8 protein-coding genes are annotated in these 14,155 nt (G+C 57.7%); 3 read left to right on the top strand and 5 right to left on the bottom strand.

Translation table 11 applies throughout. The annotated features are described in order from the left end of the window. Window positions 1-150 precede the first annotated feature (150 nt). Both BSTEL_RS12165 and BSTEL_RS07115 read right to left on the bottom strand, forming a co-directional pair. Window positions 151-2,100 carry an ABC transporter ATP-binding protein gene (locus BSTEL_RS12165; protein WP_420796400.1) on the bottom strand — a complete coding sequence of 650 codons (1,950 nt, stop codon included), beginning with the start codon at window positions 2,098-2,100 and terminating at the stop codon, window positions 151-153. A 577-nt stretch (window positions 2,101-2,677) separates the two neighbouring features. Further along, entirely contained in the window at window positions 2,678-3,157 is a 480-nt protein-coding gene (locus BSTEL_RS07115) for a MarR family winged helix-turn-helix transcriptional regulator (RefSeq protein ID WP_034529138.1), read from the bottom strand. A 381-nt stretch (window positions 3,158-3,538) separates the two neighbouring features. Here BSTEL_RS07115 and BSTEL_RS12445 point away from each other — a divergent pair, with 381 nt between their 5' ends. Continuing rightward, the gene (locus BSTEL_RS12445; protein WP_169741214.1) at window positions 3,539-3,676 is read left to right on the top strand and encodes a hypothetical protein; all 138 of its coding nucleotides are present in this window, start codon (window positions 3,539-3,541) and stop codon (window positions 3,674-3,676) included. Window positions 3,677-4,582: 906 nt separating this feature from the next. Here the strand turns inward: BSTEL_RS12445 and BSTEL_RS07110 are convergent. Further along, window positions 4,583-5,482 (bottom strand): aldo/keto reductase, encoded by a 900-nt coding sequence (locus BSTEL_RS07110; RefSeq protein ID WP_238567665.1) that lies wholly within the window; start codon window positions 5,480-5,482, stop codon window positions 4,583-4,585. A gap of 756 nt (window positions 5,483-6,238) precedes the next feature. Between BSTEL_RS07110 and BSTEL_RS07105 the strand changes: the two genes are divergently transcribed. Beyond that, on the top strand, window positions 6,239-8,272 hold the full coding sequence (locus BSTEL_RS07105; RefSeq protein ID WP_034528792.1) for a DUF308 domain-containing protein: 2,034 nt from the start codon (window positions 6,239-6,241) through the stop codon (window positions 8,270-8,272). Window positions 8,273-9,154: 882 nt separating this feature from the next. Beyond that, a complete protein-coding gene (locus tag BSTEL_RS07100; protein WP_156963210.1) occupies window positions 9,155-10,381 on the top strand; it encodes a hypothetical protein in 1,227 nt (408 codons plus the stop codon). Between the two features lie 774 nt (window positions 10,382-11,155). On the opposite strand, the gene BSTEL_RS07095 is transcribed toward BSTEL_RS07100, so the two are convergent. Then, window positions 11,156-12,715, bottom strand: coding sequence for an amino acid permease (locus tag BSTEL_RS07095; RefSeq protein ID WP_034528787.1), 1,560 nt, complete (start codon window positions 12,713-12,715; stop codon window positions 11,156-11,158). Between the two features lie 107 nt (window positions 12,716-12,822). Next, window positions 12,823-14,049, bottom strand: coding sequence for an ATP-binding protein (locus BSTEL_RS07090; protein ID WP_420796396.1), 1,227 nt, complete (start codon window positions 14,047-14,049; stop codon window positions 12,823-12,825). Window positions 14,050-14,155: the final 106 nt, after the last annotated feature.

Below are 14,155 nucleotides of genomic sequence, written 5' to 3'. Positions count from 1 at the left end.
CGGCCAGCTCCCCCTAAAGGGGGCGCAATCCTCTTTCCCCGCTCCCCCTAAAGGGGGCGCAGGTTCCCTCTTTCCTTGCTCCCCCTTCAGGGGGAGCTGTCGCGCTCTGCGCGACTGAGGGGGTGACTGGAGGTCACGGCCGCCCGCCTCTCACGCCGTCAGCTCGGTCTGGCTGAGCTGGGATTCGGCGATCTGCCTGTACACGTCGCAGTCCTTCAGCAGTTCGCGATGCGTGCCCTGACCGACGACCTTGCCGTCGTCGAGCACGACGATCCGGTCCGCGTTCATGATCGTGCCGATGCGTTGCGCGACGATCAGCTTGGTCGCGCCTTTCGCATGGGTCGCGAGCGCGTCGCGCACTTCGCGGTCGGTTTTGAAGTCGAGCGCGCTGAACGAGTCGTCGAAGATGAGGATTTCCGGATTGCGGTAGACGGCACGTGCGATGGAGAGTCGCTGCTTCTGTCCGCCGGACACGTTGGAGCCGCCCTGTGCGATGGCTGCGTCGAATCCACCGTCCATCCGCGAGACGAATTCCGTGGCCTGCGCCACGTCCGCCGCAGCCCTGACCCGAGCCATATCGACGGTCTGGTTCCGGGGACCACCCCCAGTCCGCGTCGCGGACAGTCCCCGCCGGCGGGGGCCGGAAGCCGCGTCGCCGGCGACGGTGCCCGCCTCACTGCCTCCCGCCAGTGGAAGGGACCGACCGTCCATCCCACCGCCTCCCGCTGGCGGGAGAGAACGACCGCCCATTCCACTGCCTCCCGCTGGCGGGAGGTGGCGCGAAGCGCCGGAGGGTGGTTCGGCGGCGCCAGCCGCCGCCCGCACACCGGCGGTACCAGCGCACGACGCGTCGCCGTGTCCCGCCGCCATACGCCCATCATCGCCGTACGCGATGTTGCTCGCGACGGTGCCTTTGAACAGCACGGATTTCTGCGGCACGTAGCCGATGCGGTCGCGCAGGTCGGTCACGTTCCAGTCGCGCACGTCGACGCCGTCGACGAGCACCTGACCGGCGGACACGTCGTAGAAACGCGGGACGAGGTTGATGAGCGACGACTTGCCGGAGCCGGTGGAGCCGATGAACGCGACCGTCTGCCCTTGTTTCGCCGTGAACGTGACGTGTTCGAGGATCGGTTCGCGCGAATCCGGGTAGGTGAAGCTCACGTCGCGGAATTCGACGACGCCGTGCGCGTCTTGGCCGAGGCGCGTCACGTCGGCGGGCGTGTCCGCACCGTCTGTGACGAGCGGGTCGGTGTCGAGGACTTCCATGACGCGCTGCGCGGACACGTCGGCGCGCGGCCAGAGCACGAACACCATGCTCATCAGGAGGAAGCTCATGATGACCTGCACGGAGTAGCTGGAGAAGACGACCATGTTGGAGAACACGGTGAGCTTGTCGGTGAGGGCGGCCGCGTCGATCAGGTAGGCGCCGATCCAGTAGACGGCGAGCATGAGGCCGTTCATCACGGTGTTCATCAGCGGCATCATGACGGCCATCGCGCGGTTGGTGAACAGCTGCGTGTCGGTGAGGGCTTTGTTCGCCTTGGTGAACTTGGCTTCCTGGTAGTCCTCGGCGTTGTAGGCGCGCACCACGCGCAGGCCGGTGAGGTTTTCGCGGGCGACGAGGTTGATGTCGTCGGTGAGGGCTTGCATGGCCTTGAATTTCGGCATGACCATCGCCATGAGGACGACGATGGCGACGAGCAGGACGACCACGGCGATGCCGGTGGCGAGCGTCCATTCGAAGCCGTCGCCGGCGATCTTCGCGATGGCCCACACGGCCATGATCGGCGATTTGACGATGAGCTGCAGGCCCATCGTGATGAACATCTGGATCTGCGTGATGTCGTTGGTGGAGCGGGTGATGAGGCTCGCGGTCGAGAAGCGGCTCATCTCCGCCGGGCCGAACGATTCGACCTTCGCGAATTCGAGCGAGCGCAGACGCTGGCCGAAGCTGGCGGCGACGCGCGCGGCGATGAAGCCGGTGACGACGGCGCAGGCGACCGAACCGAGCGAGACGAGCAGCATCTTGCCGCCGGCGATCCAGATGTCCTCCATCTCGCTGCCCGGCGTTTCGACGAGCGTGGTGATGTCGGACATGTAGTCGGGCAGCTTCAGGTCGAAGAAGACCTGCCCCACGATGGTCACGAGGGCGACGAGCATCTGCCCGACCTCCCCCTTGGATAGATATCTCATCACACGAAACATGATCTGCAATTCCCCTTATCTGACTGACAACACAATCGGCGGCCACGGCTCGGTGAGTCCGCGCCTCGGCCTCCCTCCGACGAGGGAGACAGCCGGCACTCTCCCCACCTCATCTCGATGAGAAGCAGCCTCCCTCTGACGAGGGAGGTGGCGCGAAGCGCCGGGGGAGAGACCACCGCCGAGCGAAGGAGGCATACCGCCACCCCGCACTCTGCTCCCCCTTGAGGGAAAGCCGTCCGTCACGCTGGACTTGGCGTCGCACTTCTCAATCTCTGCTCCCCCTTGAGGGGGGAGCTGTCCGCGAAGCGGACTGAGGGGGTGTCACCGGCACCGACCGATTGATTTATCTTTGCCTCATAAATTACTTACACTATAAGATATTTCCAAACCCAACGGCGTGTCCCCTACACCGCATCGCACGGAAGCGGGCGGAAAGACGGGGCAACGGGGGGGGGGGCGGATGGGCGCCCTACTCGTTCTCTTCGAACGCCTTGCGCACCTCTTCCGGCGTGGGCCTCGGCCCACCGGGGTTGCAGATCGACATGTACGTCATGAACTCGCGCATCAGCTCGACGAATTCGCGCGTGCGCCGCTCCCCCATCTGCGAGAAGATCCAGCGCACGGCCGAACGCATCTTCTCCATGTCGCACTCGATCTCCGCACGCCCGGCGTCGGTGAGCGCGACGCGCACCACGCGACGGTCGTCCGGATCGGGCTTGCGCGTGACGAATCCCTTCTTCTCCAACGACGACAGCACCGACGAAACCCGCCCGGAGCTTACCCGCAGCAATTCGGCCAGCTTCGACGGCGTCATCTCTCCGTGGAAGGCGAGCTGGCGGAGTGCGAAGACCTCGCCGTGGGCGCCGCGGTTGAGTTCGCGCTGCATCGCGGACCGATGACTCCACACTTTGGAGTACAGCTCCTCCACTGCTTCTTCCTCAAACCCCATCGTCGTCCCTTTCCTTGCGCACTTCACCCATTTTCTCAACCAATATATCTCTCACTATCAACAATTTACCCCGCAAACAACTCGGATGACGACGATTCCCCTCCCACCGGCACGCGCCAAATACGCGCCGAACACGCGCCGGCAACGCCCCAATTCCCAACCTCGCCGACACGCACTGCGCCAAGCCTCAGCCAACAACCCGAAATAGCAGACAAACTATCTCGACACGCCCAAAACCGTTATTTAAATGTGACATAGCTTACACAACCACCCACTTTCCTAGATTTTGGACGATATCGAGCGTATATTGGACGCTGAAACGTTGGCACGGAGGCTGGCGGCCACCACGGCACGGAAGCTGAAGGCCCAAGGAAGGGGAACATGATGACTCGTAATCTATGCAGTATCGCAGGATGCACGCATGAAGCGGAAGAGGCCGGCATGTGCGGCATGCATTTCACCGCCGCGCTCGTGCACGGCGCATTCCAGTACACCGCCACCAGCCGTTCCCACAGCTGAGATAGCCGAGTAGTCGGCAGCGGCTGAACACCGGTGCCGGCTCACCCACACACCAATCGATAATTTCAGACGGCACGAATCAGTCAAGAGGTACAGCATTACGGGCCCACAACGTCACAGCAGACGTATGGGGGTACGCGCAGTGGTTGTTCAGCTCGTAATCATGGTTCGTGCCGTTTTCTTATTTGCGGAGGTAAGCGCGGTTCCTTCCTAGCTCCCCTCGGTGTAGGTACGGTTCCTTCCTAGCTCCCCCCCGGGCAGACGCGAATCCTTCCCCGCTCCCCCTGCGGGGGAGCTGGACGCCGCCAGGCGGACTGAGGGGGCAATCACGCGGAACCCCACGTCAGGCGCGAGACGAAACCCTCACGGTTCTCCCCGAACCTGCACGGTCTGGAGCGGGACCTGTATAAATCATGATGCAACCTGCAGGATTTCGCACCTAACCTGTAGGTTTATTCCGCGAACCTGCGTACACCCCTCCTGAAGACAGGGCGATCACCCTCGACTGAGCAACGCATAATCCGCGGAATTCCGCCGTTCTTGAATCAGCACAACATCCCGGAAAGGTCCATCCACCAAGCCCGACCCCGCAGGTTCGGCTCAAATTCCTACAGGTTCGGGTCCGAACCATGCAGGTTTGGACCAAAGCCATGCAGGTTCGCCGTCAAACCATGCAGGTTCGCACGGAAAACGGTCATGCGTCTAGGGGCCGTAGCCCGGTTCCCCCTCAACCCGGCCGAAGGCCGGACAGCTCCCCCCACATCCGTGGGGGAGCAAAGTCCACGGTGCCCACGCCCCAACGGCGCGAGTCGAGGCAGCCCCCCTACATCAGGGAGCAAGGAGCATGCCACACCCATTCAGCTGCGCCCATTAGCCCGGTCGTCACCAAGCCATCGCCACCGGGCCTCAGTCCAACGCCGCGAGCGTCGCCAGTTCCTCGTCAGACAACTGCAGGTCGACCGCGGCGAAGGAGTCGCGGATCTCGTGCGGGTTGCGGGCGCTGGGGATGGTGAACAGCCGGCCGTAGCGCGTGAGCTCCCATGCGAGCACTACCCGCTGGTAGGAGATGCCACGCGCCGCGGCGACCGCGCGGAACGGGTCGTAGGCGTGGCTGTCGAACGGGTCGAGGAACCCGCCGAGCGGCGACCAGCAGACAAAGTCGAGCCCGAGCGAAGCACAATGCTCCATCGTGTGCTCCGGATCGGGGTGCGACGGCGAGAACTGGTTCTGCACGGCGACGAGCTTGCTCCCGAGAATCCGACGCGCCACGTCGATCTGCTCGTTGTTCACGCGCGAGATGCCCGCATAGCGGATCACGCCTTCGTCAAGCAGCGTCTTCAGTGCGCCGACCTGGTCCTCGTAGGGCACGGCAGGGTCCGGCCCGTGCGAATACAGCAGGTCGAGCGCGTCCACACCGAGGTGCCGCGCGGATTCCTTCGCGTCACGAATCATCGTCTCCGGCCGCGAATCCGCCATCCACCCGTACCGGCTCCCCTCCGCCTGCAAATGCTGACGGGGCGCCGCGTCCTCGCCCGGCACCTCGATCGTCCGCCGATATCCGGTCTTCGTGGCGACGAGCACCTCGTCGCGCGGCCCGTCCCATGTGGCGAGCGCGTCGCGCACGAGCTTCTCGCCATACCCGAAGTCGCCCGGCCCCCCCGTGCCGTCCACTCCCAGCGCCGACGGCAGATAGTACGACCATGCAGTGTCGAGGTACCGCACGCCCGCGTCGAGTCCGGCGTGAATCGTCGCGATCGCGGTCTCGCGGTCGGGCCGCCCTTCGATGGCGAGCGCCATCGTCCCCATGCCGAGCCGCGGCACGCGCGCCTTCCCTGCGAACCGAACGATATTCGGCGATTCACCGCCTAACTCCTGCCGTTCCTGCGGTTCTTGCTGTCCCTGCTTCACTGCAATTGCACTCATGCTCCCATCATCGCACAGTTCGGCTCGCCAAGCACCCCCAGAGCACCGCCAAGCAAGGCAACGACACGCCGTCTATCCCGCAACCTTGCATAAAGATGAAGAATCGCTTATGTTATCAATTTTGCCCATATGTTGTGGTATCCTCGAGTCTTAATTTTAAAGACACGTATGACGGGGAAAGAGACCATGACCACTTCAGGAATCACCAACCCTATGCGCCGGTGGCAGCGGAGCCAGCATTATCGTCCGGGATTGAAGTATGCGACCGTGTCGAACAATCAGACAACTACGCCGAAACCCATGACTCGGCGAAGCACTGATGAATCCGGTTTGTTGGATTCCTGCATCGAGACAGTGCGCATCCGTAGGAAGCGTGGAGAGGAAATCGCAAAACTGCCGTTCAACGCGTACAAGACTCTGTAGCGGGAAGACCCTGCAGCACACAGATACTCATTGAGCGGTATGTCACCTTGTCTGCGGCATGCCACTCAATGAGACGGTGACCGTCTAGGCATCGGTGCTCATCAGCACCCATCAACACCCAATAGGCAGAGAAGCCTATGTATCAGCGCAGAAGTCGCCGCGGTCATGCGCCTCCCAATTGGAAAAAAAGGGGAGCGTATGAGGAAAGGAGGGGGCATGGTCGCCCAATTCGAGCATTTTGCTTCCGGAGAATACATGTCCGAGCATTGCCAGTCGTTGCTGTCGTCGAAGGAAATGGAGTTCCTATACAGGCTGCAAGTGGATGAGTGTCTCCGTTATAGCGACAGACATGTTCCGTTCGATAGGGAGCGGCCTTGGCTGAAACAGCAGCGCCGTACCATCGATATCAGCAATCTGGGCCGACAGGATGAAACCTGGACATTCGAAATCGATTGGTCTGTCGTGCAGGGCATTGCACAGGATTGCGGTTTGGGACGACTCGACGAGGGCGAGCTGGTTCCTCTTCCGCTGCTTCTTATTCGAAGGTACGTCGCCACCGACTATATGTGCGCTTCCGACGGCGATGGCTCATATATGACGCACCGCGGAGCCAATAATGCTTTCGCCGCATTAATTGCCGCGTATTTCCTTTCCGCAAGATACGAACTCAGCTATCACAAGAAGCTGCCGGTCGGGGAACTCAATGAGATCTACCATGGCTGGGACCACATTTTCAATCTGGGCGGCAACCTGCCGACGGCAGACAGGAATGCGCAGATAGAACGGTCCTATGCCGATTTCGATGCGTTTTTCTGGCATCTCGATGACAACTATCTGATATCTGCGGACAGTGTGGCCGCTTGGAAGGACGCGGCCAATAAGGAAAAGGATAAGGACGCGCTGGGAGCGATACGGCACTATGAGGAAGACCGTTATGGGACCGTGGCGCCAAATCGACGAGAAACAGAGTTTAAAAGGATTCTGCAGGCTCCGAATGGTCCACTGCTCGGAGGCGACTGTGTCCATCACAACGCGGCGCAGCAGAGCGCCGAAAATCTGGACGATCTGAAGTATCGTCTGTCCATCTTGTTTCAGTATCAGGATCTATTGCAACAATTCAAGGAGCATTATCCCGTTCTTGTCTTCATTCCCGCACAGACGTCCGGAAGACGCACATATCAGTTCACTCTTTCACGATACGAACGATTGGACGGCGTACGAGATGAGATCCATCAAATCAATAAGGCGATAGACCAGGAAACGGCACCAAAACCGAGACCCGGCACCCAGTCCGAGAACAAAGCCGGCAGAATCGCCGGCTTCAAGTCTTGTCTTGCCTCCGTCCGCGCATTCGTCGTCAAAGCCGGCAGAATCACCCTCGCCATGATGTTGTTCAGGGAATTCAACAAGCCGTACATATGGCTACGCTCATCCACATTTCTGGTTCATCGTTTCGCCAAGGATGTACGTCCTGTTCTCGTACGTGATCATTACGAAGGCGATGAACAAAGCATCATCAGCGATACGGAGCTCTTCACGTCACTGCACATGCGGGAACACGATGACGAGGAGCCGGAGGATGCGCCGGAACGTATCACCTACGTCTCCGGACTGCTGATTCCCCGTCTCCGTAACATCATTCCAATGGTGACGTTCTTCGCCATTCAAATGGTGCTATTGGTGCTGTATGCATCGTTGACGCATTTAACAACGGTAACAATTCTGTCACCGTCCACCACAACGGCCACAGCGCTGCCCAACACTCCAGCCGGCATCCTGTTCCGCACGATGATACTCGCCCAGCTCGGCGTCACGTTCTTCATCGCGCCACGTGATGAGAGCAGCACGGCGACTAGGATGCTCCGCATTCCACGGTATTCGGCATTGTCTCTTTTGCCGTTCCAGCTGTGGATGCTGTATAACGTCACGTGCGGCAATTCACAATTGTCTTTCATTCAGTATACGAATCAGCACCCTAAGATAGTCGCTGGAGTCACAGTCGGATTCGCCATCGCAGCGGTGATTGCGGGGATGCTGATTCGCACCGAGATGGGCTGGCTGAGGAAAATCGCTATAATAGTATTGAGTGTAATAGCAGCATTGTGCGCGTTCTGTGCCGCCAATAATGCGGACGGCCTAATCATCCTCCCGTTCTTTTGCGCTTCGGCACTGTGCGTCATCTTAGGATTATGGCTACTGATTTACGGCGTCCTTCGCCTCATAGCACCTCAAAACCTCCCAAATCAATAAACAAAAACGAATGAAGTATTGAAAGTATGATAAACAATCTATCACAAGTCATTAAATTAATGATACAAGGACTATCTTCACTCCCCGAGTATGTGAAAATAATTTCACCATTTATTTTCCTATGCATCTTCATTCCATTTATTAAAGAAATAATGCGAAATACGGCATATTGCATTAATGGACTGAGAAGATATAAATTCTACGCCAGAATGAAATATATATTATCCGATATGAACATTAGGGCTATTTTTATATTTTGCATCACAGCAGCCGTAATTACAGATATTCCAAAAGTAGTATTTGATAAAATACTGCCATCAGACGAACGTTATCTTCAAAGCACATTGCAATTCACCATGGGGCTGACAGCACTAATTTCGCTATCAATCTCATTCATTAACTCGTTCGTCAAGGACAATGACAATGACACCTACCTCATGTCCAATCGAAGTAAAATACTGCTCAATGAGCATATAGGTTTTCAACTCATTCAATCCAAAACATTTGGAATAGCACTCACACTTCTTTACATATTACCGATTTCCTCAACAGTCAAAATGCCCTCCCTAATAGCAAAATCTGGACTGCTGAAATTTGACACCAAATCCCCATTGTTCTATTTATGGACATCTCTATACTGTTTTTGCGTACTATGTCTCCTATTAACAGTCAACGGCTGTCTTTCCTTACTTTGGATTAGAGGCGATTCTTCAAAAATCGCTCAACAATATGCGGAGTATCAAATCGAGAAGGCATATAAAAACAATTACGTATATCATTACTCACAATATATAAAAACGGGCCAAACTAATCCAATAGACCGGTTCGCAAGAAAATTCCTCACAACGTCCGATCAAGTCACCTACTGGAATATAGTCCTTAGTGAAATTAGGTATTTTAACCTCTACAATCTTTTTTTCAGCCAAAAGTCCATGGCAATCTACGAAAACCATAAGCAAAAAGATTGCCAATCTTCGAGATTATACATTAAGTAAGTGGCGATTGTTTGATTCAATGATGTCTTCCGCGCTTGAGCAATCGGAAGATACAGAGGTTACTAAAATACTCGTTTTAAGCAAGGTAGAGCGCAATGCAGATTTACAACTATGGCTTGACATATGTTCGAAACATCCGACACAGTGCAAAGACCTTATCTATGGTCATCCGCTTCCAGTTGACAGAAATCATATTAACTTCTTTCATGGAGATACCACAAACAGAATAAACCAAATGGCATTATTTGTCACGACAGCAGCTAACCGCATCGTCACAATGAGCGACAATATCGAAGAAGCTATAGAAGCGGTACAAACTACGAACTCTACGCTCTACGACTACACCGAAGACGAGAAAACATGTCAAGAGCTACGCGCAAATACACTTCGACTCATAACCGATATCCTCACAAACCACTCTTGGGAAAATGCGCATGAGGCCTCAAGATGGATAGACAGGTTACCCAGCGAACTCTTTGGCACAGCGCTCGAACAATGCCTCCTGCAAATTGCGCAAAACAATAGAAGCCCCATTATCGTTGAAGCGATTTTTGACAATCTTCCATCCAAAGGCATCCTTTGCGATGCAATTTTCCAGTGCGCCCATGATATGCGGACCCATTCAAGTGAAAGGCAGATTGCTACTTTTTACAGGCAATACTATAACCACTTAAACGTTATAACATATGACATGTTATCCACCGACATTGATAACACCGTTTCCTATATCGGCAACTATATATTCAACACAAGAATTTCGCATTTCTTCAAAGCCGATGACGTTGCCTATGTCATCAAATCAATGAATGACGATACGCCAATCACAATCAATACTATCAGAAATATGGACCGCATAGAATTTGGTTTCATCAATTTCCTTCTTTTATATTCCATAGTCGCATCGGAATCCCAAGTCATGCGAAATCTTTCATTTACCATTTCCTCTCGACAGGATTCAGATTATGCCCATAGCGCATTGGATTCTTTGGATACATTCCAAGAGAATAACCCCATGTTGATTCACGATTTAATCTGCAGAGCGCAAAACAAATTGCATATTGCTATCAAACAATACGAAGACGAACCGGAGGAGAACGATCTTCCTCACGTCTGAAATCGTATCTGATGGCGTGGCGGACGGCAACTGCTGCAAACGGCACGTTCCGGCTATCTCTCCCCCAGTCCGCTCCGCGGACAGCCCCCTCGTCAGAGGGGGCCAGGAATCAGATCTCTACGCGGGCCAACCGTCCGACAATTATGGACAGCCTTCGGCTGACCATATATCAGCTCGCCGGCCGGCTCGCACATCGCCTACAAACGCCGCTGGCGTTTGCTTGACGGCGATGTCCCGTTAGAGAGGGCCGATTTTCACGGCCGGACTGAGGTCCGGATACTCCCTCAGTCGACCTGCGGCCGCCAGCTCCCCCTAAAGGGGGCGCAAAGCCAGTACCGCTCTCCTAGTCGCTGACGTCGCGCAGCTGGTCGCCGAGGTCGGGGTCAGGGTGGGTGTCGTGCGCGCCTCCCGTGCTCCGCACCGTCCGCACACCACCGCCAGTCGCAGTGGCCGCCGCAACAGCGCCGCCACCGTCGCCCGTTTCTCGGCCCCCGCTGGCGGGGGCTGTCGGCGTAGCCGATTGGGGGTGGTCATCACCAGCTCTTCCGGCACCAGCGTGCTTCCCGCGGCCGCAACCACCAGCGGACGGCGTGTCACACTGTGAAATCTCATACAGAATCTGCCCTCTTTCCCGGACGTGTCAGCGCTTACACGTGACACACGTGACGTGCGCACCCACGCAACGAACACGGAAGCCCGCCACGGTGGGAACCACCGGGCGGGCTTCCATACTCCCACTCATGCAACACCGCACAAACGGCGACATGACGGGCGTCAACGCCGCAACGCGGCCTTGAGGTCACGGTTCTGGAACCGGTCGTGAAGCAGGCAGTAGCCGCCGAACACGGCGAGCCACACGAGTCCGGCGATGCCGGAGCCGATCGTGTCGGACGCGAGGAACAGCGTCACGTAGATGAACACGAAGAACACGATGGCGAAGGTGTTCGTGAACTTGTACGCGGGCATGATGAATCCGTCGCTGATGAAGTCGGCGGAGCGACGGTACTTCTGGTGCGCGACCATCGTCAGAATATAGATGAAGATGATCACCGCGCTGGATGCGGACGAGAACAGCACGAACGCGCTGTGCACCTGCGGGAACGCGTTGATGACGGGCGACATGAGCACGCATGCGGCGGAGATCAGGATCGCGCGCGCCGGCACGCGGCGTTTCGACACGACGCCGATCTTCGAGAACGCGGGCGAGTCGGATTCGCTCGCGAGCTGGTAGAGGTGGCGTCCGGCCGAGTAGAGGAGCGAGTTGAGCGACGACGACGCGGCGGTGATGACGACGAAGAAGACGAGCGCGGATGCCCAGTTGAGTCCGGCGTACTGGAACACCATGATGAACGGGGATGCGAAGGAGCCGTCCTTGTTCGGCGTGAACGAGGTCCACGGCACGATGCACATGATGGCGACGAGCGCGCCCACGTAGAAGATGAGGATGCGCATGATGATTTCGTTGATGGCCTTCGGCAGCACCTTGCGCGGGTTCTGCGTTTCGGACACGGTGACGCCGACGAATTCGATGGCCTCGTAGGCGAAGAACACCATCTGGAAGCTCATGAGGAATGCGAGCCAGCCGTTGGGCGCGATGGAGAAGTCGTGGAACAGGTTGGCGAGGCTGGCGGTGCCGGCGGGCGAGACGCCGTCGTGGCCGGGGATGTGCACCGCGCCGTAGTGGTAGCCGACGATGACCATGACGACGGCGGTGACGATCATCGCGCAGATCAGCGTGATCTTGATCATCGAGAACCAGAATTCGGCTTCTCCGAACGCTTTCACGGCGATGAGGTTGATGGTGGCGAGCACGACGAGGAACACGAGTTCGATGAGCCATTTCCATGGCGTCAGGTCGATGTCGAACGTGTTGAAGAACGTGATGAAATACGTGGATACGGCGGTGATCTCGGTCATGCCGATGAGCACGAGCACGATCCAGTACGACCACCCGGCGAACTTGCCCCACCCGTTGCCGAGGTAGCGGGTGATGAAGTTGATGAACGTGTGCTGGCTCGGGTCGCGGTACATCATCTCGCCGATGGCGCGCATCAGCATGAACATCACGAGGCCGACGCCGATGTACACGAACACGATGCTCGGGCCGGTCAGGGCGATGGATTTGCCGGATCCGAGGAACAGGCCGGTGCCGATGGTGCCGCCGATGGCGATGAACTGCACGTGGCGGTTGTTGAGGCCACGGTCCATCTCGTTGCCGGCGTCGAGGGATTCGACGGATTCCAAGGTGGAGGAGGTACCGGTGGAGGCGCCGGCGTTACTACTACCGGGCGCGCCGGCCGCGCCCATACTGCTTGTGCTCTTCTCGTCAGACATAGCCCGCGAGTTTACCGTCAGTTTGTTTCAAAGAAAAGAGCCGAATCCGCTCCGATCATTATGCCCGGTTTCGGTTCGGCTGTTTCCGGCGGGCAAAAGCCCCGTCGTCACTTCCGTAACCAGTCCATCGCGTTGAGGATGCGGATTCCCTCTTCGGTGACGCCTTCGCTGAACCGGTCGAGGGTGAGCACGGTCCGCGGGAATGCGTCGTCGAGCTTGCGCAACGGCGTCAACTCGCGTTCGCGCGTCTGCTCCTCCGTCATGTTCAACGTGACCTGAATATACTGCCGTTCCGCGCCACGCCGCGCCACGAAGTCGATTTCGCCGCCCGGCAACGCTCCGATGGTCACGTTCCAGCCGCGTCTGCGCAACTCCATGTAGACGATGCCTTCGAGCTGCGCGCCACGGTCCGCCCCGTTGAAGCCGTTGGCGAGGTTGCGGAACCCGTTGTCGACGGGATAGTACTTGCGTTGCGGTCGCAGCAGCTGCCGCCCGCGGATGCGCGACTGTTCGCACCCGTATACGATGAACGCCTTCTCCAACGCGTCGATCTGGTTGTCGACGGTGGCGTATGTCACCTTTAGTCCGGCGCTGTTGAGCGTGTTCACCACATTGTTGGTGGAGAACAGGTTGCCGGAGGTCGCGAACAGGTACCGGCTCAGCTTCTCCAACGTCGCGAGGTCGCGGATGCCGTAACGTCGCGCCACGTCCTTGACCACCACGGACTCGTAGACGGCGTCGAGCACCTCGCCTGCCCGCGCGCGGTCCGGTTCGACGGTTCCGGTTGCGTAGAGGCCCGGCATGCCGCCGAACATCATGTAGTCGGCGAACAGCAGATCCTCGCTCGCGCCGGGCCGCCGTTTCGCCATATGCGTCGCGTATTCGTCGTAGGACAGCGGGTACACGGGGATTTCGACGTATCGTCCGGTCAGGTACGTGGCGAGTTCGCCGGACAGCAGTCTTGCGTTCGATCCTGTGATGTAGACGTCCGTGTCGGCGCGTGTGTGCAACCGCCGCACGACCTGCTCCCAGCCGGGCACGTCCTGGATCTCGTCAAGCAGCACGACGAACGGCCCCGACCCGGCGGTGTCAAACGCACGGCGGAGATCGTCGTACAGGTCCGTGGCGGAGTACCCGATGGGCGTATCGAAGGAGTCGAAGCGACGATGGTAGATGTTGCGCTCCGGCAGCCCCTGATCCAGCAATGATTGCGCATACCGATCCAGCAGCGTGCTCTTGCCGCAGCGACGAACACCAGTGAGCACCTTGATTTCGGGCGTATTCCGGTGACTCTCCAGCGCAGACATCAGTTTCTCACGTGCAATATAATCCACAACCATGCCGCCTCCTTATTTTCAGTATACTGAAAATAAGGAGGCGGAGAAAACAATACATCCATGCAATCACGCCCCATTCCGCAAAACGTTACGATTGCACCTC

Origin of the sequence: Bifidobacterium stellenboschense (assembly GCF_000741785.1) — a bacterium.
GTDB lineage: Bacteria > Actinomycetota > Actinomycetes > Actinomycetales > Bifidobacteriaceae > Bifidobacterium > Bifidobacterium stellenboschense.
The sequence above is the reverse complement of the archived record's forward strand: the minus strand, read 5'-3'. Positions and strand labels throughout refer to the sequence as shown.